This window comes from Roseateles sp., assembly GCF_036404855.1.
In the GTDB taxonomy this organism is placed as follows: Bacteria; Pseudomonadota; Gammaproteobacteria; order Burkholderiales; family Burkholderiaceae_C; genus Pelomonas.
The window spans coordinates 1-24,720 of the sequence record NZ_DASWYS010000388.1 but is presented as its reverse complement, the minus strand read 5'-3'; the positions used below and the strand labels follow the sequence as shown (position 1 = coordinate 24,720).

Below are 24,720 nucleotides of genomic sequence, written 5' to 3'. Positions count from 1 at the left end.
CCCACCCCGGGTCCGCCGAACTGGGCCGCTGGAACCCGCGCGAGGTGGCGCCGGAGGCGGCCCGGACCGACGAGGTCTCCAACGCGCCACCCAGCACTGCGACGCTGGAGCTGCCCGAGGGCTTCAAGCCCATCGAGCGCGAGCAGCTGGCAACACCGGTGCCGCGCCAGGTCCCCATGCCGGCCGTCGAACTGCCGCCGGCCGTGGGACGGCTGGAGGCTCGGCCGGAGGCCGCCGTCCACGTCCTGCGCCCCACACCCAGCTTGCGCGCGGAGTCGCGCCCGGCAGAACTGCCCACCGTGCCCGCTGAACTGCCGTCAGCGGTGAGCCGCCTGGAGCCCACCCCCGTCCCCGCCCGGGCCACCGCGCTGCCCCGCCCTGCCGAGCTGCGTGCCGTCCCGGCTCCGACAGCCCTCCCGTCAACGAATGCCGAGCTGCCGCCTCCGGTGCGCCGCCTGGACGCCCAGGGCGAAGCGCGCGTTCCGACGGACCTGCCCCGCGCGGCAGCGTTGCGAGCCGCCCCCGCAGCGCCCTCACAGCCCTTGCCTTCCGGTGCGCCGCTACCCGCGGCGGTGCAGCGACTGGAGGCGACTGCGGCCGAGAGCACAGGCGTCACGCCATTGAACCGTCCCAGCGACTTGCGCATGCTGGCCGGCACGGCGATGCCCTCGCTGCCCGGCGACCGTGACCTGCCCACCCCCGTGCGACGCCTTGAAGCACCGGACGGCCCCTCGGCCGTGACACCGCTGCGGGCGGCGCCCGCTCCCCGCGTGCTGCCGGCGACACCTGCTGGGTCGGCCCTGCCGGCGCTGTCGGGCGACCTGCCCGGCCAGGTGAGCGCGCCGGCGGGACCCAGCGGGCCGGCCAGGGGCGACCCCAACGCGGATCCCTTCGCTGCCCCCAAGGCCTCGGCCGGGTCTCCCGACGCCGGTTCACGACTGGGGCCCGACCTGGCGCTTGCGCCTTCCGCGGCTGCCAGCGCACCACGTGCCCCGCTCAACCTGTCGCTGCCGCGCGGCGGTGATATCGCCGCCCGCCGCGGCCCCGGCCTCGTCGACCTGCTGCCGCAGCCGCCCGAGCGCAAGTCCAGGCTGGAGCAGTCCATAGAGAAGGCCGCCAACCAGGATTGCCGCAAGGCCTATGCCAACGCGGGCCTCCTGGCCGCCCTGCCGCTGGCCGTGGACGCGGCGCGCGGCAAGGGCTGCAAATGGTGAGCCTCAGAAGCCGCTGAGCACCAGCTTGCCGCGCATGCGGCCAGACTCCACCCGTTCATGCGCGCGCCGCAGGTTGGCTGCGTTGATGGGACTCAGCTGTTCACTGACTGTGCTGATCAACCGGCCCTCGTCGACCAGCGTGGCCACGCGTGCCAAGAGGCGGCCCTGCTCGGCAACATCGGCCGTGCCGAACACCGGCCGCGCGAACATCATTTCCCAATGCAGCGAGAGCGCCTTGCGCTTGAGCAGCATCACGTCCAGCGGGCTGGCCGGGTCGTCGATGAGGCCGATCCGCCCTTGCGGCGCTGCGACGTCGACGAGGGCGGCCCAGTGCTGGTCGGTGTGGGTCAGGCTCGCGACGTACCCGACCTCGGGCACGCCGGCCGCCACGAGCTGGGCACGCAACGGCTGGCTGTGGTCGACGACGGCATGCGCGCCCAGCGCCTCCACCCAGGCTCGGGTCTCGGGCCGGCTGGCTGTGCCGATGATGTGCAGCCGCGTCAGTTGGCGAGCCAGCTGCACGAGGATGGATCCGACGCCGCCCGCCGCACCGACCACCAGCAGGTTGTCACCGTCGCCGCCGCCCTCGGCCACACCCAGGCGGTCGAACAACAGCTCCCAGGCGGTGATCGCTGTGAGCGGCAGCGCTGCGGCCTCGGCGTCCGACAAGCTTCGCGGTGCGCGCGCGGCGATGCGGTGGTCGACCAGCTGCAGCTCGGCATTGGATCCGGGACGGTTGATCGCGCCAGCGTAGTAGACCCGATCCCCCACCGCAAAGCCCTCGACGGCAGGGCCCAGCGCTTCGACGACGCCCACGGCGTCCCAGCCCAGCACTTCAGGGCGTCCGGGTTGCGGTGTGCGGCTGCGGCGCACCTTTGTATCAACCGGGTTCACGGAAACCGCCGACACCCGGACCAGCAGATCACGGGGCCCGGGCTCGGGATCGGGCAGTTGCAGATCGATCAGGGACTCGGGGTGGGTAATGGGCAGGGCTTGGAGATAGCCAATGGCTTTCATGACGTGTCCTTCGGGAAGGCGAAACAGCGATGGACGTCATGCTGCCGCCCCTGATCTGACGTGAAAAGACAAGGATCAACAAATCAGTTTCATCTATAACGTGAAGATGAATCGACTCTCCCCCCTGCAACTCTTCCTGGCCGCCGCTGAAGCCGGCAGCTTTTCCGCCGCAGCCCGTCGCCTGGACCTGGGCCCGGTGCAGGCCAGCGCCACCATCGCGCGGCTGGAGCGCGAACTGGGGGTGCGCCTCTTCGAGCGCTCGACGCGGCGCCTGCGTCTGACCGAGGCCGGCGAACGCTGGCTGCCCCACGCGCGCCAGTTGGTGGCAGCGTGGGAGGACGGCCGGGCCGCGTTGAGCGAGGGAGCCGACCGGCCCCTGAGCGGCCATCTTCGCGTCAGCCTGCCCAGCGACATCGGACGCCAGCATCTCTGGCGCTGGATCGAGGAGTTCGCCGCCACGGAGAGCCCAGTCGACCTGCGGCTGGAGCTGCGCCTGAGCGACCGCCTCGCCGACCTGGTCCAGGAGCCGGTGGACTACTCCGTGCGCTACGGCGAGCCGCCGGACTCCAGCCTCATCGCCCTGCCCCTGGCACCCGACAACCGTCGCGTGCTCTGCGCCAGCCCCGCCTATGTCGCCCGCCGCGGCTGCCCGCAGACGCCGGCCGAGCTGCGCGACCACGAATGCCTGCGCTTCGTGCTGGGCGAGAGCCTGCATGGCCGTTGGCGCTTCGAGACGGCACAGGGCGGTGCGAGTGCGGTCGAAGTCACGGGCAACCGCGTTGCCGACGACGGCGGCCTGGTGCGTGAATGGGCCCTGGCGGGGTTGGGCATCGCCTACAAGAGCCGCCTCGACGTAGCCACCGACCTGGCGGCCGGCCGGCTGGTGGCCCTGCTCCCCGACTGGATTGGCGAGCCCGCACCCCTGCACTGGATGAGCGTGGGCCGCCACCGCCTCACGCCGGCACTGCGGCGGCTCGCAGCCAGCATCCAGGCTCGGTGCGCGGCACTGGCCGCAGGCCGCCAGCAACGTTGAGCCCACGGGCCTCGCGAAAACAAAAAAGGGCCAGCCACCGAAGCGGCCGGCCCAGGCGCGTGAGCGCTCGAGGGATTCTGTTTCAGGCCGGTGTCATTCCTTGTCTGCCGGCATCGCGCCGGGCATGCCATGCAGCGGCAGCGCCGAGGCGCCTGCCTGCTCGGCCGGCTTGGCCGCCTTCTTGTCGCGGACCAGATAGCTATACAGCACCGGCACGACCACCAGCGTCAGCAGCGTGGACGTGATGACGCCACCGATGATGGCGCGGCCCATGGGCGCCTGGATCTCGCCGCCGTCATTGAGCGCAATCGCCATAGGCAGCATGCCGAAGACCATGGCGGCCGTCGTCATGATGATGGGGCGCATGCGGATCAGGCCGGCCTGCAGCAGCGCATCGGCGATGGTGGCGCCGGCCTTGCGGGCATGGTTGGCGAAGTCCACCAGCAGGATGGCGTTCTTCGTCACCAGACCCATCAGCATGACCAGGCCGATCATCGAGAACACGTTCAGCGTCGAGCGCCACAGCAGCAGGGCCAGCATGACACCGATCAGCGCCAAGGGCAGTGAAGCCATGATGGCGATGGGCTGCAGGAAGCTGCCGAACTGGCTGGCCAGCACGATGTAGATGAAGATGCCAGCCAGCGCCATGGCTGCCAGCAGGCCGTTGAAGGCCTCGGCCTGCTGCTTGCCGGCGCCGTCCACCTTGAAGCTGATGCCGGCAGGCAGTTGGGTCTCCTTGATGAGCTTCTGCACGTCGGCGTTCACGTCGCCGCCCGGGCGGCCCTGGACGCCGGCGAACACGGCCTCGCGACGCTGCAGGTTCTCGCGGCGGATCACCTCGGGGTTGAACACCGGCTCGATGGTGGCGACCTGGTCCAACGTGATGGGCGCTCCGTCCTTGGAGAAGGCCACCGGCAGCTTGCTCATCTGCTCGATGCGCTCGCGCTGGTCGCGCGGCAGGCGCAGCAGCACCTCGACCTGGTTGCCGTCCGGCGTCGTCCAGTAGGTCGCGACCTCGCCGTTGACGTAGGCGCGCAAGGACGAGGCGATCTGCGGCGCGGTCAGGCCCAGTTCGCGGATGGCCGAGTCCTTCAGCCGAACGGCAAAGGCGGGCAGGCCTGGCTTGACGGTGGTGTCCACGTCGACTGCGCCGGGGATCTTCTTCAGCTTCTCGACGAAGTCCTGGGCCACCTGGGTCAGCACCTCGGGATCGGTACCGAGTATGGTCACCCAGATCGGGCGGTTGAAGCCCACGCTGACCTCGATGCCGGGGATCTTGGCGATGTCGCCGCGGATGGCGTCCTCGATCTCCTTCTGCGTGCGCTTGCGCTCGCTGCGATCGACGAGGGAGATGTTCAGCGATGCCTGATTGCGGCCCGTGGAGAGGCCTTCACCAGTGCTGCCGACCACGGTCGAGACCGTCTTGATCTCCGGATAGTTCTTGAGGATCTCCTCGATCTGGGCGACCTTGGCGCTGCCGCGCTCGACGCTGGACGCTACCGGCATGCGCAGGTTGACCTGGGTAAAGCCGTTGTCGGTCTCGGGCACGAACTCGCTGCCCACCAAGGGCGCCAGCATCAGCGCGGCGACGAAGCTGGCCAGGGCCCCCCACATCACCAGGCCGCGGGGCGTCAGCGTCGCGAAGCGGAACACGCGGCGGGCGCCCTTGTCGCGCTTGCCGTCGGCATCGAAGGGATGGCCGTAGGCCGGGATGGGTGGCACGAAGACCCGATAACGGCGGCCGGAAAACGCCCACTTGATGAGGCGCTCGTAGGCGTCGTGCAGATGCTCCATGCCCCAGTCGGTCGCACGGATGGCGTGGCCGATGACGGGCCAGTGCTTGATGCGCGTGTTGACCGGGTCGTGCCAGACCGAGGACAGCATCGGGTCCAGCGTGAAGCTGACGAACAGGCTGACGAGGACCGCCACCGCGACGGTGATGCCGAAGGGGTAGAAGAACTTGCCGATGATGCCGCCCATGAAGGCGACGGGCACGAACACCGCACAGATGGCGAAGGTGGTGGCCATCACCGCCAGGCCGATTTCGTTGGTGCCATCGGCGGCCGCGGTGTGGTGGTCCTTGCCCATGCCGACGTGCCGCACGATGTTCTCTCGCACGACGATGGCGTCGTCGATCAGCAAGCCGATGCACAGGCTCAGCGCCATCATCGTCATGAAGTTCAGCGTGAAGCCGAAGGCATGCACGGCGATGAAGCTGGAGATGACGGCGATGGGCAGCGTCAGGCCCGTGATGATGGTGGAGCGCCAGCTGTGCAGGAACAGGAAGACGATGGCCACCGTCAGCAGCGCGCCTTCCACCAGCGTGTGCTTGAGGCCGGTCAGCGAACCCTTGACGAAGTCGGAATTGGCGTAGATGAGGCGCAGCTCGACGTCCTTGGGCAGCACCTTGCGCAGCTCCTCCATCGCCTCCTTGATGGCATCGCCGGTGGCGACGATGTTGGCGTCCTGCTGCTTGAAGACATTGAAGCTCACGGCCGGCTGGCCATTGATGCGCGCGATGCTGTCGATCTCGCGCTCTCGCTCGACCAGCGTGCCGAGGTCGTTCAGCGTCAGCGCCAGGTTGCCGCGACGCGCGACGACCATCTGGCCGAACTGCTTGGGATCCTTGACGCGGCCTTCCACGCGCAGGATGGCATCGGAGGTCTGGTCGGACAGCAGGCCCACGGGCTGGTCGCTGTTGGCGTCGGCCAGCGCCTTGGCGATCTCGGCCGGCGTCACGCTGTAGGCGCGCAGGCGCATGGGATCCAGGTCGATGCGCACCTCGCGGCTGACCATGCCGCCCACGTCGACCTTGGCCACGCCTTCGACGCGGCCCAGGCGCTTGGAGACGATGAGGTCGCCCATCATGGACAGCTCGCGCGCACCACGTGTCTCGCTGAGCAGCGCCATGACGACGACGGGCTGGGCGTTGTCGGCCTGGAAGCGCGACACCGTCGGCGGCTTCACGTCCCTGGGGAAGGATGCCTGCGCCGCCGCGACGCGGTCGCGCAGGTCCTGCATCGCGCGGCCCATGTCGGTGTTGAGGGTGAACTCGACGCTGGCCTGGACGCGGCCCTCGAAGCTGCGCGACTGGATGCGGTCGACGCCGGCGATGCTGTTCATGGCCTCTTCCAGCGGCTTGGCGACTTCACGCTCGACGGCCTCGGGCGAGGCGCCGGGGTAGCGGATGTCGATCCAGGCACCGGGCAGCGAGATGTCGGGCATTTGCTCGACGCCCAGCTTGCTGTAGGAGAACAGGCCCAGCACGCACAGGGCCACCATCACCATGGTCGCGAAGACCGGGTTCTGGATGGAAACGCGGGTCATCCACATGATGGCGTCCTCACTGCTGCGCCGACGCGGATGCGGCGGCGCTGGCGACCTTGGCAGTCTTGGCCGCCACGACGCTGGCCTTGTCGCCCTCGCGCAGGTTGTCGAAGCGCGCCGCCAGCACCTGCGCCTCGGGCTTGAGGCCGTTCAGGATCTCGACGCGGCCCTCCCGGGCGTCGCTGCGGCCGGTCGTCACGATGCGGCGCACCAGCGCGCCGTTCTCGATCATCCAGACCTGCTCCTGGCCGGAGTTGCGGCTGATGGCGGCGATGGGCACGGTCAGGCGCTGGACATCGTCCTGCAGCACGACCTTGGCGACGGCGTACTGGCCGGCGCGGTAGAGCTCCTTGGGGTTGTCCAGCACCAGCGTCACGCCGATGGAGCGCGTCCCGGGCTCCGCGCTGGGCGCGATGCGCGCGATCTTGGCTTCGACGGGATCATCGACGCCCTCGACCTTGACCTGCACGGGCATGCCCGGCTGGAGACGGCTGACTTCGTGGGTGCCGACCAGGCCCGCCAGCTCCAGCTTGGCCAGATCGACGATGGTCAGGATCTGCTGCTCGGCCGCCAGCTTCTCGCCCGGCAGCGCATGGCGCTTGGCGACGACGCCGTTGATGGGCGACACCAGGCCGGCCTGGCGCATCGTCACCTGGCTGGTGTCGAGCTGCGCCTTGGCGGCATGCCAGTTGGCTCGGGCCGACTCGTAGGCAGCGCGCGAGTTGTCCAGCGCCGTCTGCGCGATGAAGTTCTTGGCCGCCAGGCCTTCGTTGGCCTTGTAACTGCGCTCGGCCTGCTCCATCAGCGCACGCATGGCCTCCACGCTGGCGCCGCGCTCGGCGATGCGATAACGCAGCTCTTCCAGGTCGACCTGGCCGAGCGCCTGGCCGGCCCGCACGCGGCTGCCCTCGCCGACGGCGAGGTTGAGCAGGGTGCCGTTGGACTTGGCGCGCACGACGACCGTGCCCGGCGCCACAAGCGGGCCGCTGAACTCGATCTGCGCCGGCATGGCGGACAGCGTCGGCTTGACCACCTCGCTGGGCACGAACTCCAACACCGTCTGGGGCTTGCCCTCGCCCGGCTTCTTCGGGCCGTCACCCTTGCTGGCCATCACGGCCACGCCGGCCCCACCGACCAACAGCACCACGGCGGCCGCACCGCCCAACTTCCAAGACTTACGCATGGCTCCCCCAAACGCTCTCTGATACAGACCTTTGCAGTCTAGAAATCAGGGCGCTGCGGCGCAGCGTGCTTGTGACGAAACGCGGTTTGCGAGGGCTGAGCTGCACCGGTCGGCGATCAGGCCGGCGCCGGCGCGGATGAACTGCAGATCAGGTGGGGCGAGTCGCCGGAATCGGGGCGATGGGCAGCACCACGTCGCCACATTGCGCCCTATGACGAAGGGCATGGTCCATCAGCACCAGGGCCAGCATGGCCTCCGCGATGGGGGTGGCGCGGATGCCCACGCAGGGGTCGTGGCGGCCGAAGGTCTCCACCGTCGCGGGGTTGCCGGCGCGGTCGATGCTGGCCTTGGGGCTGCGGATGGAGCTGGTGGGCTTGATCGCGATGCTGGCGACGATGTCCTGGCCGGTGGAGATGCCACCCAGCATGCCGCCCGCGTTGTTGCTGGCGAAGCCCTCGCGACTCAGCTCGTCGCCATGCTCCGTGCCCTTCTGGGCCACGACGCCAAAGCCGGCACCGATCTCCACGCCCTTGACGGCGTTGATGCCCATCAGCGCGTAGGCGATGTCGGCGTCCAGCTTGTCGAAGAGCGGCTCGCCCAGGCCCACCGGCACGCCCGTGGCCTCGACGCGGATGCGCGCGCCGACCGAGTCGCCAGCCTTGCGCAGCGCGTCCATGTAGGCCTCCAGCTCGATGATCGTGCTGGCGTTGGCGGCAAAGAACGGGTTCTGGCCGACGTGCTCCCAGCCCTCGAACGGGATCTCGATCTCGCCCAGCTGCGTCATGCAGCCGCGGAACTCGGTGCCGTAGGCCTGTTTCAGCCACTTGCGGGCCACCGCACCGGCTCCCACCATGGGCGCCGTCAGCCGCGCCGACGAGCGGCCGCCCCCACGCGGATCGCGCACACCGTACTTGCGCCAGTACGTGTAGTCGGCGTGGCCGGGGCGAAATGTGTCAAGGATGTTGCCGTAGTCCTTGCTGCGCTGGTCGGTGTTCTCGATCAGCAGGCAGATGGGCGTGCCCGTCGTCACGCCGTCATAGACGCCGGACAGGATCTTGACGGCGTCCGGCTCGTTGCGCTGGGTCACGTGGCGGCTGGTGCCGGGGCGGCGGCGGTCCAGCTCGGGCTGGATGTCGGCCTCGCTGAGCGGCAGACCCGGCGGACAGCCGTCGATGACGCAGCCGATGGCCGGCCCGTGGCTTTCGCCGAAGTTGGTGACGCGGAAGAGTTCGCCGAAGGTGCTGCCTGACATATCGCCAAATTCTAGGTGCGCCCCCAAAACAAAAGCGGCCCTCAAGGCCGCCTTCACGGGATGCGAATCAGATCCCCATGCACCCCGGCCCGCAGGCCAGGGCTCGACTCACAACTTGGGCTCGGCCTCGGCGGGGTTCTCCTCGAGCGGCCAGTCGCGGATGTAGGCCTTGAGCATGCGGTTCTCGAAGTCCTGGCTGTCCACGACGGCCTTGGCCACGTCGTAGAACGAGATCACGCCCATCAGCGTGCGTCCGTTCATGACGGGCATGTAGCGAGCGTGCCGCCCCAGCATCATGCGGCGCACCTCATCGATCTCGGTCTCCGGCGTGCAGGTCAACGGGTGGTCGTCCATGACGGTGCGGACGATGGTGATGCCGACCTCGCCGCCGTTCTTGACGACGGCCTGGATGACTTCACGGAAGGTCAGCATGCCGACCAGCTCGCCATGCTCCATGACGACGAGGGAGCCGATGTCGCGCTCGGCCATGATGGCCAGCGAAGCCTTGAGCGCCTCGTCCGGCGAAACGGTGAACAGGGTGCCGCCTTTGACACGCAGGATATCGACGACTTTCATAGGGGGCCTCCAGGGAAGAACGCCCGATCAACATAGCACACAATGCCTGCGCATCCACACCATAGAAAACACCATGCCGGGCTTCGATACTTTGGCTTTGCATGCCGGCGCCGCGCCCGACCCGGGCACCGGCGCGCGGGCCACGCCGCTGCACCTGTCCACCTCCTTCGTCTTCGAATCCGGCGAACATGCGGCCTCGCTGTTCAACATGGAACGGTCAGGGCACGTCTACAGCCGGCTCTCCAACCCGACGACCGCCGTCTTCGAGGAGCGCATGGCGGCGCTGGATGGCGGCGTCGGCGCGATCGCGACGGCCAGCGGCCAGGCAGCCCTGCACCTGGCCATCTGCACGCTGATGGGCGCGGGCGGCCACATCGTCGCGAGCACGGCGCTGTACGGCGGCAGCCACAACCTGTTGCATTACACGCTCAGGCGTTTCGGCATTGAGACGACGTTTGTCAATCCCCGTGACCTGGAGGCCTGGCGTGCGGCCATCCGCCCGCAGACGCGGCTGCTGTTCGGCGAGTCCCTGGGCAATCCCGGCCTGGACGTGCTGGACATCCCGGCCGTCAGCGCGATCGCCCATGAAGCCGGCCTGCCGCTGCTGGTCGACGCGACCTTCACGACGCCATATCTGCAGCGCCCCGCGGAGCTGGGCGCGGACCTGATCTACCACTCCGCCACCAAGTTTCTCTGCGGCCATGGCACCGTCGTCGGGGGCGTGCTGGTGGATGCCGGCTCGTTCGATTGGGAGGCCGCCCATGCGGCCAGCGGCCGCTTTGCCACGCTGTGCGAACCCTACGACGGCTTCCATGGCATGGTCTTTGCCGAGGAAAGCACGGTCGGCGCCTTCTTGCTGCGCGCCCGGCGCGAAGGCCTGCGCGACTTCGGCGCCTGCATGAGCCCGCACACCGCCTGGTTGATGCTGCAGGGGCTGGAAACGCTGCCGCTGCGCATGCAGCGGCATGTCGCCAACGCCCAGGCCGTCGCTGAGTTCCTGGCCGCGCAGCCCCTGGTGGACAAGGTGGGCTATCCCGGCCTGGCCTCCCATCCCGACCACGCGCTGGCGCAGAAGCTGTTGCCGCGCGGTGCCGGCGCCGTGTTCTCCTTCGATCTCAAGGGCACGCGCGAACAGGGCCGCGCCTTCATCGAAGCGCTGAAAATCTTCTCTCACCTCGCCAACGTGGGCGACGCCAAGTCCCTGGTCATCCATCCGGCCAGCACCACCCATTTCCGCATGGACGATGAGGCGCTCCAACAGGCCGGCATCGGCCCCGGCACCATCCGCCTCTCGATCGGCCTGGAGGACCCGGCCGACCTCATCGACGACCTGAAGCGGGCGCTCAAGCTGGCGGCGAAGTCGGGCGGTGCGGCATGAAGCTCACCATCGACTCCCACGAGGCCTATGCCTACACGGGCGGCAAGACCTTCGACCCCGCCCTGCCCTGCATCGTCTTCATCCACGGTGCGCTGAACGACCACAGCGTCTGGACGCTGCTGGCGCGCTGGTGCGCCCACCACGGCTACGGCGTGCTGGCCGTCGACCTGCCGGGCCATGGCCGCAGTGGCGGCACGCCATTGACCAGTGTCGAGGCCATCGCCGCCTGGCTGCACCGGCTGCTCGACGCGGCCGGCGCAGGCAAAGCCACGCTCGTGGGCCACAGCATGGGCTCGCTGATCGCGCTCGAAGCGGCCGGGCGGGCGTCCAAGCTCGTCATGGTGGGCACGGCGTATCCCATGAAGGTCTCAGAAGCGCTGCTGACGACCGCGCGCGATCAGCCCGAGGCCGCCATGGCCATGGTCACGGCGTTCTCGCATTCGCTGGCCAGCGCCAAGCCCGGCTACCCCGGCCCGGGCAGTTGGCTGCGTGGCGGCGCCATGGCGTTGATGCGACGGCTGCAGGCTCGCCAGACGGCCGTCAACCTGTTCGAGAACGACTTCCAGGTCTGCGACCGTTATGCCGCGGGCGAGGCGGCGGCGGCACGGGTCGACTGCCCCGTGCACTTCATCCTCGGCTCGCTGGACCAGATGACCTCACCCCGGCAGAACGCCGTCCTGAGCGGCCTGCTCAAGCCGCGCATCCACACGGTGCCGGCCGGCCATGCGCTGATGGCGGAGGCACCGGACGCCGTGCTGGCGGCGCTGAGGGCGGCACTTCAGCCCAGTTCGTAGGCCGTCTCGTCGGGCCGGCGCACGGCCCTCACGTATTCGCCCGTGAAACCCGGCCAGATCGCGAAGATGCGGCCGTTCTCGTCGCGGTACCACGACCTGCAGTGGCTCCATACCGAGCCCGCCAGGCGCTGCTGCACCGCGGCGTCCTGCGCCGCGAAAACGCCGGCCCGCACGGCGATCCAGCGCCGGCCTTCGCGCTGCACGCGCTGCATGCAGGCCAGTGCATGACCGACCTGCGGCTCGATGAACAGCAAGGTGGAGGTGTGTCCGGTGCCGGTGTTGGGGCCCAGCATCAGAAAGAGGTTGGGGAAGCCCGGCACCGTGAGGCCTAGGTAGGCGCTGGGGCCGCCCCGCCAGGCCTCGTCCAGTGTCTGTCCACCCAGGCCCATGACTCGCAGTCCGGCCAGCGGTCGCACCGTGTCGAAGCCGGTGGCGCAGACCAGCGCCTCCAGCGCGTGCTCGCGCCCGTCCGCGGTCCGCACGCCGGTGGCCGTGACGGCCTGGATCGGCGCCGTCACCAGCTCGGACTGCGGCAGCGCCAGTGCCGGGTAGTAATCGTTGGAATAGATGATGCGCTTGCAGCCCAGGGGATAGCTCGGCGTGAGCCGCGCCCGCAGCGTGGGATCGGCCACCTGACGCCGCAAGTGAGCGACAGCGGTGCGGGTCATCAGGCCTCGCGCCAGCGTGCCCTCGTCGAAGCCGCGTCGCCCCAGTTCCAGCACCTGAACCCAGGCATGGCGGGCCAGCGCGGCATACGCCGGCCGCCGCACCAGCCAGCGGTCGAGCCGGCCGTAGCGCCGGTCCATGCGCGGCAGGACCCAGTTGGGCGTGCGCTGGAACACGCTCAGGCGCGCCCTGGCAGCGGCGAGCGCCGGTACCAGTTGCGCCGCGGTCGAGCCGGTGCCGATGACGCCGACGCGCCGGCCCGCCAGGTCGACATCCGCGGGCCAGCGCGCGGAGTGCAGCAGCCGGCCGCGGAAGTCCGCCAGGCCGGCGATGTCCGGCCAGCGTGGCCGGCTCAGCGGCCCGGTGCTGCACACGAAGAAGCGGGCACTGAGGGCGCTGCCGTCGTCCAGGCTCAACCGCCAGCGGCCCGCCGCGGCATCGAATTGCGCCTCGACAACGGCGTGGCCAAGGCGGATGCGCGGCAGCAGGCCATGATCCTCGGCCAGGCGCTGCTGGTAGGCGTGGATCTCCTGCGCATCCGCGAAACGGTGTGTCCAGTGCGGGTTGGGTGCGAAGCTGAAGCTGTAGGCCGGCGCGGGCACGTCGACCTGGGCGCCCGGGTAGCGGTTGTCCCACCAGGTGCCCCCGATGCCCGCGGACTTCTCGAGGACGACGAAGTCCCGGATGCCGGCCTTCTGCAGCTGGATGGCCATGCACAGGCCGGACATGCCGGCGCCGAGGATGACCACCTCGAAATCGACCGCAGACGGCGAATCCATGGGCTCATTATTGCGAGGGCATCCCCGCTTGCCGCCCGGGTGCAACCCGCGCTTGAATCGACGCATGAGCAATGAACGCTTCACCCGTTTTGCCGATTTCTATCCCTTTTATCTGGGCGAGCATCAGAACAAGGTCTGCCGACGCCTGCACTTCGTCGGCCTGACGCTGGTTCTTGTCTGCCTGTGGCAACTGTTCAGCACCGGGTCGCTCGTCTGGCTGCTGTACGGCCTGTTGTGCGGTTATGGCTTTGCCTGGGTCGGGCACTTCTTCTTCGAGAAGAACCGGCCGGCCACCTTCAAGTACCCGCTCTACAGCCTCATGGGCGACTGGGCGATGTACCGCGACATCTGGCTCGGCCGCATCAAGCTCTAGTTGCGCCAGGCGATGCCCACGTTGGCGTAGCTACCATTGCGCTGCTGCGTGAGCGGGCTGTCCGCGACGGGCCCGAGCAGGCGGCTGGCCCCCACGCCGCCGAAGGCGAACCAGTGCTTGGACAGCGGTTTCGTGAAACTGACGCCGGCATGCAGGTCGCGCAGCCCTGCGCCCGGAATGTAGGCCGGTTTGCCGCTGGCGACCACTGCAGACTCGGGCACGCCGAAATAGCTGCGCATGTTCTGTGCATCGGCGGCGGAGAGTCCGATGCCGCTGGCCCACTCCAGCGTGGGGCTGCGGTAGAAGCGCCAGCCCAGGTCGATCCCGGCCGTCAGGCCGCCCTTGCGGCCGAGCAGGTCCTGGGACAGGTTGGCACCCAGGTTCAGGTCGGGGGTGAGGCTGTAGTTGGCGTAGAGCCGCGCGCGCAGCGTGCGCCTCACGTCCGGCAGGCCTTGCGTGGTGCTGGCGTCGCCGCTGCTGCGGCCGCTGTCCACCCGCAGGGAGACGCCAAGGCGCAGCTTGTCGCGATCCACCAGCAGGGTGCTCGCGCCCGCGCCTCCGCCTTCGCGGCCAAAGCCCAACAGCGCGCTGCCGCCCGAGGTGCTGATGCGCCAGCGGCCCCACTGGAAGGCCCAAAGGGGCTTGAATTTGGTCTGGCGCGCGCTGGCGCCGTCGTACTCCGGACGGCTTGCTACGGAAACCCCCAGCAGGTAGCGGGCGGGCTGGTTCTCGGGCTCCTGCTCGGTCTGCTGGGCGCCCGCAGGCATCGCCGCAACGCCGGCGGCAAGGAGGAGCAGCGCGGATTTCATGGTCGCCAGCCTAGCATTCGGGGCTGTCTGCCGACCTTCAGTTCCTCTTCAGTTGGCGCGTCAGCTCGTCGAGCATGTCGTCCACCATCGCATCCAGGCCATACCTCAGCGTCCAGCCCCAATCGGCCTGGGCCGCGGCATCGTCGATGCGCTGCGGCCAGCTGGCAGCGATGGCCTGGCGGAAGTCGGGCACGCAGTCCATCGTGAACTGCGGCAGGCGGCGGCGGATGGAGGCGGCGATCTGCTCCGGCGTGAAGCTCACGCCAGCGAGGTTGTAGCTGCCGCGTTGCTTCACGGTATCGGCCGGCGCATTCATCAGCTCAATGGTCGCGCGCAGCGCATCGGGCATGTACATCATGGGCAAGGCCTGACCCGCTTCCAGGAAGCAGGTGTAACGGCCTTCCTGGAGGGCGGCGTGGAAGATCTCGACGGCATAGTCCGTCGTTCCCCCCCCCGGTGGCGTCTTCCAGCTGATGAGGCCGGGGTAGCGAAGGCTGCGCACGTCCACGCCATGCTTGGCGTGGTACCAGGCGCACCAGCGTTCGCCCGCCAGCTTGGAGATGCCATAGACGGTCGTGGGGTCCATCACCGTCGTCTGCGGCGTGTCCACGGCCGGCGTGCCGGGGCCGAAAGCCGCGATGGAGCTCGGCCAGAAGATGCGGTCCAGCTTCTCGTGCCGCGCCAGCTCCAGCACGTTGAGCAGACCCTTCATGTTCAGGTCCCAGGCCCACATCGGGTGCTTCTCGCCGTTGGCCGACAACGCCGCGGCCAGGTGGTAGATCTGCGTGATGTGGTGGCGCTTGACGATGGTGGTCAGGGCCCCGGCGTCGGTAACGTCCAGCATCTCGTGCTTGAGCGTGGGGACGCGGCCTTGGGGGCTGAGATCGCTGGTGATGACGGCGTCGTTGCCGTGCAGCCGGGCGAGTTCGGCGGCCAGCTCGGTACCGATCTGCCCATTGGCACCGATGATGAGGATCCGCGTCATTGGACGATTCCCAGCTCGCGGCCGGCCTGCGCGAAGGCGGCGACGGCCTTCTCCAGGTGTTCGCGCTCGTGCACGGCCGAGACCTGCACGCGGATGCGTGCCTGGCCCTTGGGCACGACGGGGAAGAAGAAGCCCACTGCGTAGATGCCCAGCTCCAGGATGCGCTTGCTCAGCGCCTGCGCCTGCACCGCGTCATAGACCATGATGGGCACGATGGGGTGCGTGCCGGGCTTGATTTCGAAGCCGGCAGCCTGGATGGCTTCGCGGAAGTAGGCCGTGTTGGCCTCGAGCTTGTCGCGCAGGGCCGTGGAGCCCTCCAGCAGGTCCAGCACCGCCAGCGAAGCGCCCGCGATGCTGGGCGCCAGCGTGTTGCTGAACAGGTAGGGCCGCGAGCGCTGGCGCAGCAGCTCGACGACTTCCTTGCGCGCGGCCGTGAAGCCACCGCTCGCGCCGCCCAGCGCCTTGCCGAAGGTGCCGGTGATGATGTCGATCTTGCCGAACACGCCGCGGTGCTCGGCGGTGCCACGGCCGGTCTTGCCCATGAAGCCGCTGGCATGGCATTCGTCGATGCCGAGCAACGCGTCATAGCGGTCGCAGAGCTCGCGGATCTTGTCGAGCTGGGCGATGGTGCCGTCCATGCTGAAGACGCCGTCGGTGAACACCAGGGTGAAGCGGGCGCCCTTGGCCTTGGCTTCCTTCAGGCAGCGCTCCAGATCGTCAAGGTTGTTGTGTTCGTAGCGGTAGCGCTGCGCCTTGCACAGGCGGATGCCGTCGATGATGGAGGCATGGTTGAGCGCGTCGCTGATGACGGCGTCCTGCTCGCCCAGCAGCGGCTCGAACAGACCACCGTTGGCATCGAAGGCGGCGGCGTAGAGGATGGCGTCCTCGCAGCCGACGAAGCGCGCGATGCGCTGCTCCAGCGCCTTGTGCAGATCCTGCGTGCCGCAGATGAAACGCACCGACGACAGGCCGAACCCATGCGTGCGCAGCGCCTCGTGCGCAGCCTCGATGACCTTGGGATGCGACGACAGCCCGAGGTAGTTGTTGGCGCACAGGTTGATGACCTCGCGGCCGTCGCTGGTCTTCACGACGGCACCCTGCGGCGTGGTGATGATGCGTTCCGCCTTGAAGAGGCCGGCGGCGCGGATGCCGTCCAGTTCGGACTGCAGATGTTGATAGAAGGCTTGGCTCATGGCGCCGCTCCTGATGCACAATTCAGTAAATTGAACTCGTTCGATATATCGAACTTTCGTGCAGTATCCGGAAAACGTCTATCGCCGTCAAGCATGAACAAGCCCGCCACCGATCTCGAACCGCCCCGCGTCGGCGCCGCCTTGCAGGCACTGCGCGGCAGCCGCGGTCTGTCGCTGGACGACCTCTCCAAGCGGGCTGGCGTCAGCAAGTCGATGTTGTCGCAGATCGAGCGCAACCAGGCCAATCCCACGGTGGCCGTGGTGTGGCGGCTGGCGAATGCGCTGGGCGTGGAGATGGGCGAACTGCTGGGGGGCGAGCGCGCCGCGACACCCGCCATCGAGACGGTGCCGGCGCACGCGACGCCCGGGCTGACCAGCCCAGACGGCCTGTGCAAGCTGCGCATCCTCGGCCCGATTGAGCTGGCGGGTCAGTTCGAGTGGTACGAGCTCACGGTGCAGCCCGGCGGCGTCCTGGACTCGCAGGCCCACGAGCCGGGCTCGCGCGAACATCTCAGTGTGTTGTCCGGCAGCCTGGAAGTGACGGCCCAGGGGGTGACCAGCAAGCTCAAGGCCGCCGAGACCGCGCGCTATGCCGTGGATGGGCCGCACGCGATCCGCAACCCAACGAAGTCGGCGGCGACAGCGCTGCTGGTGGTTCTTCATCCGTAGACTGCAGCCTCCGCTCAAGGAGGCATGCATGCAGATCACCCGTCGCGCGACCCTGGCCACGCTGGCCGCCCTGCCCTTCGCGGGCCATGCCGAGGACCGGCCCATCCGCCTGCTCGTCGGTTTCCCCGCCGGCGGCGGCACCGATGCCATCGCTCGGCTGCTCGGCGAGGCGATGCAGGCCTCGCTCGGCACGACGGTGCTGGTCGACAACCGGCCCGGCGCCGGCGGACAGATTGCGGCGCAAGCGCTGAAGACGGCCGCCCCCGACGGCACGACCTTCTTCGTCACGCACGACCACACCATCTCCATCCTGCCGCTGGTGCTGAAGCACCCCGGATTCGACCCGGTCCGGGATTTCGTGCCCGTGGCCGGCTTCGCCACGTTCGCGAATGCGCTGGCGCTGTCGGGCGGCACCCCGGCCAGCAGCCTGCCGGAATACCTCGCCTGGGTGAAGAAGCAGGGGGGCCAGGGCAACGTGGGCGTGCCGGCGCCGGCGTCGGTGCCGGAGTTCCTCGTCAAGCTGCTGGGCGAGAAGAATGGTCTCAGCCTGCTCAGCGTGCCCTACCGCGGCAGCGCGCCCATGATTGCCGACATGTTGGGCAACCAGATCAGCGCCGGCGTGGGCTCCGTGCCTGACCTCATCGCCAACCACCAGCAAAAGAAGCTGCGCATCGTGGCCGTCATGGGCCAGCAGCGCCAGGGCGTGCTGCCCGAGGTGCCGACCTTCGCGGAACTCGGCATCAGCGGCTTCGAGGAGTTGCCCTACTACGGCATCTTTGCGCCTGCGGGCACATCGCCCGCCGTCATCGAGCGCTTCTCGAACGCGCTGGCAGGTGTCCTCGGCCAGCACGGCGTGAAGCAGCGGCTGGCCGAGCTCGGCCTGTCAGTCGGCATGATGAGCGCAGCCCAACTGGCGGCGCGCGAACGCGCCTACTCGGCCGTCTGGGCGCGCCTCATCAAGGCTGGGGGCTTCCAGCCTCAGTGACCAGCAGGCGGTCCAGCGTCAGGCCGCTCCATTCGCCCCGCGTCCACAGGTTGCCGAGCAGACCCTGCCGGCCGGCCAGGAAGGCTTCGACCAGCGGCCCCGCCAGCGCCCGCTCGGGCGCGCACAGCAGCACGAGGCGCTGGGCGCCCTCCTCCTCCAGCCGCCCCACCCAGTCCATGGCGAGCAGCTTGTCGACGATGGGGCTGAGCTGCAACGGATCCACCCGCAGCGCAGCGGCCAGGCCAAGGTCGGACAGCCCGCGCTGACCCGCCTCGCGCGCGCGCCACAGCTCGCGCAGCACCTCCAGCGCGAGCGCCAGAGGCTGGCCCGGCGTGTCCGGGCGCAGGTGCAGGCGACCGGTCAGGCTGGGCGTGTTGGCTGCCAGGATGGCGCCCAGCAGCACGATGACCCAGCCGAGATAGACCCAGATCAGGAAGACAGGCACGGTCGCGAAGGCACCGTAGAGCGTCGAATAGGTCGGCACCTGCTTCACGTACCAGGCCAGCAGCGACTTGGCGAGCGAGAAGCCGATGGACACGAAGGCCCCGCCCAGCAGTGCATGACGCCAGCGGACGTGGGTGTTGGGCACGTAGTGGAAAAGCCCGGCGACGGCAAATCCCAGCAGCACGATGTCGACGCCACCCAGCAGCGCTGCCAGGTCCCCTGGCAGCTTGGTGAAGAGGCCCTGGCCGACGCTGACGGCATAGCTGGTCAGCGTCAGGCTGCCGCCCAGCAGCAGCGGGCCCAGCGTCAGCGCGGCCCAGTAGACGAGCACGCGCTGTGCCATGGGACGCGGGCGCTGCACGCGCCAGATGGCGTTCAGCGTGCGGTCGATGGTGAGCATCAGCGCCAGCGCCGTGACGCCCAGGGCCACCAGGCCCACCGCGCCCAGCTTGTTGGCCTTGGCCGCAAACTGCGTCAGCGAGGCCAGCACGGGCTTGGCGATGTTGGGCGGGATCAGGCTCTTCAGGAAGTACTGCTCCAGCGCGGACTGGAAGCTCGAGAACATCGGGAAGGCCGTGAAGATGGCCAGCATCACCGTCAGCAGCGGCACGAGCGAGATCAGCGTCGTGAAGGTCAGGCTGCCGGCGGTCAGGCCCAGCTTCTCCTCGCGGAAGCGCTGGCGGAAGGTCTGCAGCGTCTGCAACCAGGGCCAGGCCAGCAGATCGGCGATGAAATCGCTGGCGAAGGCGATGGGATTGCGGGCCAGCGGCGCGTCGAGATCGTCCGGCTTGGCGGGCGCAGCAGGCGGGAGAGGTGTCGAGGACATGGCTTCTATGATGCCGCAGCTATGTCCTCTGCCCTCGAAAGAACCCAGCCCCGCGCGAACGAGCGCCTCTCGCGCAACCTCGCCCTGGCCAGCGTCGTCGCGCTGATCGTGCTCTGCCTGGCCTGGGAACTGTGGCTGGCCCCTACGGGCCGCGGCACTCTGGCGGTGAAGGTGCTGCCCCTGTTGCCGGCGCCCATCGGCCTGTGGCGCTATCGCATGTACACCTACCGCTGGGTGGCCCTCGTCATCTGGCTCTATGTGCTGGAAGGCCTGGTGCGGGCGACCAGCGAGGGAGGCCTGGGCCAGTGGCTGGCGCTCGGCGAGGTGCTGCTCGCCATCGTCGCCTTCACGGCCTGCACGGCCCAGATCCGGCTGCGGCTCGCGGCCGCCAAGACGACGTGAACGAGTTTCTCGACGCCATGCAACAGCGACTCGGCGAGGCCGGGCTGCTGCGGGGCGGGGATCTCTCGGCCTATGAACAGGACTGGCGCAAGCGCTACCCGGGTCGAGCCCTGGCCGTCGCGCGACCCGCATCGACGGACGACGTCGCGGCCGTCATTCGGCTGTGCCACCAGCATCGCGTGGCCGTCGTGCCCCAGGGCGGCAACACCGGCCTGGTGGGGGGCTCGACGCCAGACGACAGCGGCCGCCAGTTGGTGTTGAGCCTGGCGCGCATGAAGCGCGTGCGCGAGGTCGACGTCGCCAACGCCAGCCTGACGGCCGAGGCCGGCTGCGTGCTGGCGGAAGTGCAGGCCGCGGCCGTACGGGCGGGCCTGCTGTTCCCGCTCAGCCTGGCGGCCGAGGGCTCCTGCACGCTGGGCGGCAACCTGGCGACCAACGCCGGCGGCACACAGGTGCTGCGCTACGGCAATGCGCGCGAGCTGTGCCTGGGGCTGGAAGTGGTGACTGCGACCGGCGAGGTCTGGCACGGCCTGTCGGGCCTGCGCAAGGACAATACCGGCTACGACCTGCGCGATCTCTTCATCGGCAGCGAGGGGACGCTGGGCGTCATCACCGCGGCGACGATGAAGCTCTATCCACAACCCCGGGAACGGTTGACGGCGCTGGCCACCTGCGCGTCACTGGAAGATGCGGTCGCGCTGCTGGGTCTGGCACGCGAGCGCTCCGGCGATGCGCTGACCGGCTACGAGGTCATGAACCGCGCCTCGCTGGCACTGGTGGCACGCGAACTGCCGCAACTCGCCCAGCCGTTGGCCCATGCCGCGTGGACGGTGCTGCTGGAGCTGTCGGACGCCGAGGGGGCTGAACACGCGCGCGGTGTCTTCGAGGGCCTGCTGGAAGCCGGCGTCGAGCGCGGCTGCGTGCAGGACGCGGCCATCGCTCAGAACCTCCATCAAGCCAGATCCTTCTGGCATCTGCGCGAATCCATCCCGCTGGCCCAGGCCCAGGCCGGGCTGAACATCAAGCACGACATCTCGCTGCCGGTGTCCAGCATTCCCGGCTTCGTCACTGAGATGGACGCAGCGCTGGCGGCCTACCTGCCCGGCATCGAGGTGATCGACTTCGGCCACCTGGGCGACGGCAACCTGCACTACAACGTGCAGGCGCCCGCCGGCGTGGCGCCCGCGACCTTCCTGGCGGATCACGAGGCGGCGATCAACACCAGGGTCTACGACGCCGTGCAGCGGCGCGGCGGCTCGATCTCGGCCGAGCACGGCATCGGCCGGCTCAAGCGCGAGGAACTGGGCGCGCGCAAGGACCCGACGGCCCTCGCGCTGATGCGAGCCATCAAGCGGGCGCTGGACCCGCTCGACCTGCTTAACCCTGGGCGGGTGCTTTGAACGCGAAGCCCAGCGTCAGCCACTGAAGCAGCGTGGCCGGACGGCGCACCACGCGCATCAGCATCCGGAACGCGAAGCGCACCAACACCAGGGCAAGCACGGCCTCTATCAGCGTCAGCACGAAGGCGCCAGCCATCGTGAAACGCGGCGTGCGGCGATGGAACTTGGCCATGGCGCTGTCGCGAGCGATCTCGATGCTGTCGTAGAACGTGGGCACGATCAGCAGCGTCAGCAGCGTCGACGTGATGGTGCCGCCGATGATGGCCACGGCCATAGGGCGGTAGAACTCGCCGCCCTCGCCCACGCCGATGGCCACCGGCATCATGCCGGCGATCAGCGCCAGCGTCGTCATCAGGATGGGGCGGAAGCGCTTGCGACCTGCATGCATCAGCGCCTCTTCGCGGTCGATGCCGGCAGCCTCCTCCTGGCGCGTCGCGTCCAGCAGCAGGATGGCGTTCTTGGCGACCAGGCCCATCAGCATGATGACGCCGATCAGGCTCATCAGGTTCAACGTGCCGCCCGTGAGGATCAGTGCGAGGACAACGCCGATCAGGCTCAGCGGCAACGACAACATGACGCCCAGCGGCGCGGTGAAGCTGTTGAACTGGATGACAAGCACGAAGTACATCAGTGCGATGCCAGAGAGAAGCGCCGTGATCATGGCGGTGAAGACGACCTGCTGGTCACGCGCCGCGCCGGCCAGCTCGATGCCAAAGCCGGGCGGGAAGTTGATCTTCTCGGCCAGCTTTTTCGCCTCGGACGTGATCTCGCCGGGCGAGCGGCCCTGGGCGTTCGCACTGACCGTGATGGTGCGCTTGCCGTCGCCGTGCTGGATCTGACCGGGACCCTTGCCCATCGTGACCGTGGCGATCTGGTCCAGCGGCACCATGCGGTTCGTGCCGGAGACGGCGATGGGCAGGCGCTCGATGTTGGCCGCATCGACGCGGTCCGCCGGATGCAGGCGGATGGACACGTCGCGGGCCTCGCCCGTCGGGTCGATCCAGTCGCCGGCCTCGACACCGGCGAATGCCACGCGCAACGCCTGGGCAGCATCGTTGACGGAGATGCCCATCTGGTTGGCCAGGCCGCGGTCCAGCTCGATCTGCAGCTCGTTCTGCGGATCCTGCTCGGAGTAGCCGATGTCGACGGCCCCCTTGATGCCCTGCATCGTCTTCTGGAACTCCTGCGTGATCTCCTGCAGCTTGCGCGAGTCCGCACCGTAGAAGCGGATCTGCACGGGCTTCTGCGCGCCGTTGTTCAGGTCGTCCAGCACCACGTACTCGGCGCCGACGAGGCGGCCGACCTTCTCGCGCAGTTCCTTGGCGACCTCGGCGGCCGAGCGCTGGCGTTCGGTGCTCTTGCCGATATCGACGTAGATGCGGCCGCCGCTGGCGTTCGGGTACGCGGTCGTCGCCTTGGTCTCCTTCATCGTCGAGGCCAGGGCTGCGGCGGCGTCGAGCTTGAGCTTGGAATAGTCCAGGCTGCTGGACGCCGGACTGCGCACCTCGATGGCGAGGAAGCCGGCGTCGGCCTGCGGCAGGAAGCTGGAGCCGCCAACCGTGGCCTGCAGCGCGATGGCGCCGATGAAGCTCGCCACGGCGAATGCGGCCATCCAGCGGCGGTGGTGCAGCGCCCAGGCGATGACGTGGCCATAGCCATTGGCGACGCCATCGAACCAGTGGTTGAAACGCTGCAGCAGTTTGCCGAAGCCTTTCTTGGGCTGCTCGTGGTAGCCCGGGGGGTCACCCCAGTAGGCCGACAGCATGGGGTCCAGCGTGAAGCTGATCAGCAGCGACACGATGACGGAGGCCACCACGGTCAGTGCGAAGGGCTTGAACCACTGGCCGGGGCCATTGCCCATGAAGGCCACCGGCACGAAGACGGCCACGATGGCGAAGGTGGTCGCGGCGACGGCCAGGCCGATCTCGGCCGTGCCCTCGCGCGCTGCGGTCACGCGGTCGCTGCCGCGCTCCATGTGCCGCACGATGTTCTCCCGCACGACGATGGCATCGTCAATGAGAACGCCGATGGCCAGGCTCAGGCCCAGCAGGCTCATGAAGTTCAGCGAGAAGCCCATCAGCCAGACGGCGATGAAGGCCGCGAGCACCGAGGTGGGCAGGGACAGCGCAGTGATCAGCGTCGAGCGCCAGCTGTTGAGGAAGGCGTAGACAACGAAGATGGTCAGGCCCGCACCGAAGACCAGTGCGTGCGTCACGTTGTGCAGGCTGTCCTCGGCGTCCTTGCCGCCGTCCTGCGTGACGTCCAGCGTGGTGCCGCTGGGCAGCTCCTTCTTGATCTCGTCGACCAGCTTGCGCGAGTCGTTGGCGACGCTGACGGTGGAGGCGTCACGCGAGCGCGTGATGGAGATACCCACGTTGGGTCGGCCGTTGCGAAGCGAGTAGCCGGTCATCTCGGCGAAGCCGTCCTTCACCTCGGCCACCTGGCCCAGTCGCACCACCATCCCGCTGTTGCGCTTGATGATCATCTGCTCGAACTCGCTGGGCGACTCGAGGCGGCCCAACAGGCGGATGCTCTGGTCTTCCAGCGCGCCGCGCACCTTGCCGACCGGCGCCGTCGTGTTCTGAGCGCGCACGGCATTCAGCACTTCCGTGACCGAGACACCGAACTCACGCAGCTTGTCGGCGCGCAGCAGGATGGACAACTCGCGCTTGAGCGCGCCGTTGACGCTGACGGTCGACACCCCCGGTATGCCGCGGAAGCGTTCGGCGAGCTTGTCTTCCGCCAGGCGGCTGAGCTGGGCGTGGGTCAGCGTCGTGCTGGACAGCGACAGCTGCAGAATGGGTTGGGCACCCGGGTCGGCCCGCGTGATGATGGGCTCGCGGATCTCGGTCGGCAGCTTGTAGCGCACCGAAGCGATGGCGTTGCGCACCTCGTCGGCGGCCTCGATCATGTTCTTCGAGAAATCGAAGACCAGCACGATGGTGGCACTGCCCTCGCGCGACGTGGAGTTGGAGCGGTCCACGCCAGAGATGCTCTGCAGCGCCTTCTCGATGCGGTTGACGACCTCGCGCTCCACCGTCTCGGGTGAGGCACCCGGATAGGGGATGTTGATGACGAGCACCGGTGGCTCGACCTCGGGGAACTGGTTGACCTTGAGCTTGGACAGTGCAAGCAGGCCCACCAGCATCAGCCCGATGACCATCACGACGGTCGCGACGGGCCTGTTGATGCTGAAGTTGGAGAGGAACATGAGGGACCTCCTGCTTACTTGCTGGCGGCTGGAGCCGGCGCAGCGGCGGCGACGGCCGAAGCGGCCCCGACGCCCGCGGCGACGCGCTGCACCGGCGCGCCGTCCGTCAGCGTGCCGGTGGGCGCGCGCAGCACCTCGTCGCCCAGGGCCAGGCCCGAGACGATCACGACCTCGCCGCGACGCTCGTCGCGCTCGCCCAGCGTC

At 68.8% G+C, this 24,720-nt stretch carries 19 protein-coding genes and 2 pseudogenes; 9 read left to right on the top strand and 12 right to left on the bottom strand.

The annotated features are described in order from the left end of the window. Positions 1-1,214, top strand: a pseudogene (locus tag VGF12_RS26190) (hypothetical protein); the annotation flags it as partial. A gap of 3 nt (positions 1,215-1,217) precedes the next feature. Here the strand turns inward: VGF12_RS26190 and VGF12_RS26185 are convergent. Then, on the bottom strand, positions 1,218-2,231 hold the full coding sequence (locus VGF12_RS26185) for a zinc-binding alcohol dehydrogenase family protein (RefSeq protein ID WP_331178987.1): 1,014 nt from the start codon (positions 2,229-2,231) through the stop codon (positions 1,218-1,220). 106 nt (positions 2,232-2,337) lie between these two features. Here VGF12_RS26185 and VGF12_RS26180 point away from each other — a divergent pair, with 106 nt between their 5' ends. After that, positions 2,338-3,264: a LysR family transcriptional regulator gene (locus VGF12_RS26180; protein ID WP_331178986.1), complete on the top strand. Its 927-nt coding sequence runs from the start codon at positions 2,338-2,340 to the stop codon at positions 3,262-3,264. A 93-nt stretch (positions 3,265-3,357) separates the two neighbouring features. Here VGF12_RS26180 and VGF12_RS26175 read toward each other — a convergent pair whose 3' ends face one another. The 4 genes from VGF12_RS26175 to VGF12_RS26160 all read right to left on the bottom strand — a co-directional run bounded on the left by VGF12_RS26175 (position 3,358) and on the right by VGF12_RS26160 (position 9,602). Beyond that, positions 3,358-6,597 (bottom strand): efflux RND transporter permease subunit, encoded by a 3,240-nt coding sequence (locus tag VGF12_RS26175; RefSeq protein WP_331178985.1) that lies wholly within the window; start codon positions 6,595-6,597, stop codon positions 3,358-3,360. 10 nt (positions 6,598-6,607) lie between these two features. Next, the gene (locus tag VGF12_RS26170) at positions 6,608-7,774 is read right to left on the bottom strand and encodes an efflux RND transporter periplasmic adaptor subunit (RefSeq protein WP_331178984.1); all 1,167 of its coding nucleotides are present in this window, start codon (positions 7,772-7,774) and stop codon (positions 6,608-6,610) included. Between the two features lie 148 nt (positions 7,775-7,922). Then, complete coding sequence (gene aroC / locus VGF12_RS26165) at positions 7,923-9,026, bottom strand: chorismate synthase (protein ID WP_331178983.1); 1,104 nt, start codon at positions 9,024-9,026, stop codon at positions 7,923-7,925. Between the two features lie 108 nt (positions 9,027-9,134). Continuing rightward, positions 9,135-9,602 carry a CBS domain-containing protein gene (locus tag VGF12_RS26160; RefSeq protein WP_331178982.1) on the bottom strand — a complete coding sequence of 156 codons (468 nt, stop codon included), beginning with the start codon at positions 9,600-9,602 and terminating at the stop codon, positions 9,135-9,137. Between the two features lie 73 nt (positions 9,603-9,675). On the opposite strand from VGF12_RS26160, the gene VGF12_RS26155 reads away from it, so the two are divergent. Together VGF12_RS26155 and VGF12_RS26150 are read left to right on the top strand one after the other, a co-directional pair. After that, entirely contained in the window at positions 9,676-10,980 is a 1,305-nt protein-coding gene (locus tag VGF12_RS26155; protein WP_331178981.1) for an O-acetylhomoserine aminocarboxypropyltransferase, read from the top strand. Next, a complete protein-coding gene (locus VGF12_RS26150; protein ID WP_331178980.1) occupies positions 10,977-11,774 on the top strand; it encodes an alpha/beta hydrolase in 798 nt (265 codons plus the stop codon). Before VGF12_RS26155 ends, VGF12_RS26150 begins: the two co-directional genes overlap by 4 nt. Here VGF12_RS26150 and VGF12_RS26145 read toward each other — a convergent pair. Further along, positions 11,759-13,219: an NAD(P)/FAD-dependent oxidoreductase gene (locus VGF12_RS26145; protein WP_331178979.1), complete on the bottom strand. Its 1,461-nt coding sequence runs from the start codon at positions 13,217-13,219 to the stop codon at positions 11,759-11,761. The two genes, VGF12_RS26150 and VGF12_RS26145, sit on opposite strands and share 16 nt — an antisense overlap. Before the next feature lie 64 nt (positions 13,220-13,283). On the opposite strand from VGF12_RS26145, the gene VGF12_RS26140 reads away from it, so the two are divergent. Further along, a complete protein-coding gene (locus VGF12_RS26140; RefSeq protein ID WP_331178978.1) occupies positions 13,284-13,592 on the top strand; it encodes an Mpo1-like protein in 309 nt (102 codons plus the stop codon). On the opposite strand, the gene VGF12_RS26135 is transcribed toward VGF12_RS26140, so the two are convergent. The 3 genes from VGF12_RS26135 to kbl are packed head-to-tail and all read right to left on the bottom strand — an operon-like array spanning position 13,589 to position 16,579. Next, positions 13,589-14,401 carry a MipA/OmpV family protein gene (locus VGF12_RS26135; RefSeq protein WP_331178977.1) on the bottom strand — a complete coding sequence of 271 codons (813 nt, stop codon included), beginning with the start codon at positions 14,399-14,401 and terminating at the stop codon, positions 13,589-13,591. The genes VGF12_RS26140 and VGF12_RS26135 overlap by 4 nt on opposite strands. A gap of 37 nt (positions 14,402-14,438) precedes the next feature. Beyond that, entirely contained in the window at positions 14,439-15,386 is a 948-nt protein-coding gene (locus tag VGF12_RS26130; protein WP_331178976.1) for an NAD-dependent epimerase/dehydratase family protein, read from the bottom strand. Further along, entirely contained in the window at positions 15,383-16,579 is a 1,197-nt protein-coding gene (gene kbl / locus VGF12_RS26125; protein WP_331178975.1) for a glycine C-acetyltransferase, read from the bottom strand. The genes VGF12_RS26130 and kbl overlap by 4 nt, the downstream gene beginning before the upstream one ends. 93 nt (positions 16,580-16,672) lie before the next feature. Between kbl and VGF12_RS26120 the strand changes: the two genes are divergently transcribed. Together VGF12_RS26120 and VGF12_RS26115 are read left to right on the top strand one after the other, a co-directional pair. Further along, positions 16,673-17,248, top strand: a complete 576-nt coding sequence (locus VGF12_RS26120; RefSeq protein ID WP_331178974.1) for an XRE family transcriptional regulator — start codon at positions 16,673-16,675, stop codon at positions 17,246-17,248. Between the two features lie 28 nt (positions 17,249-17,276). Beyond that, entirely contained in the window at positions 17,277-18,233 is a 957-nt protein-coding gene (locus tag VGF12_RS26115) for a Bug family tripartite tricarboxylate transporter substrate binding protein (RefSeq protein ID WP_331178973.1), read from the top strand. On the opposite strand, the gene VGF12_RS26110 is transcribed toward VGF12_RS26115, so the two are convergent. Continuing rightward, positions 18,205-19,503, bottom strand: a complete 1,299-nt coding sequence (locus tag VGF12_RS26110) for a YihY family inner membrane protein (protein ID WP_331178972.1) — start codon at positions 19,501-19,503, stop codon at positions 18,205-18,207. The genes VGF12_RS26115 and VGF12_RS26110 overlap by 29 nt on opposite strands. 21 nt (positions 19,504-19,524) lie before the next feature. Here VGF12_RS26110 and VGF12_RS26105 point away from each other — a divergent pair, with 21 nt between their 5' ends. After that, positions 19,525-19,905, top strand: a complete 381-nt coding sequence (locus VGF12_RS26105) for a DUF2069 domain-containing protein (RefSeq protein ID WP_331178971.1) — start codon at positions 19,525-19,527, stop codon at positions 19,903-19,905. Between the two features lie 17 nt (positions 19,906-19,922). Beyond that, entirely contained in the window at positions 19,923-21,305 is a 1,383-nt protein-coding gene (locus VGF12_RS26100; protein WP_331178988.1) for an FAD-binding oxidoreductase, read from the top strand. On the opposite strand, the gene VGF12_RS26095 is transcribed toward VGF12_RS26100, so the two are convergent. Beyond that, positions 21,283-24,516 (bottom strand): efflux RND transporter permease subunit, encoded by a 3,234-nt coding sequence (locus VGF12_RS26095; protein WP_331178970.1) that lies wholly within the window; start codon positions 24,514-24,516, stop codon positions 21,283-21,285. The two genes, VGF12_RS26100 and VGF12_RS26095, sit on opposite strands and share 23 nt — an antisense overlap. Before the next feature lie 14 nt (positions 24,517-24,530). Then, positions 24,531-24,720, bottom strand: a pseudogene (locus tag VGF12_RS26090) (hypothetical protein); the annotation flags it as partial.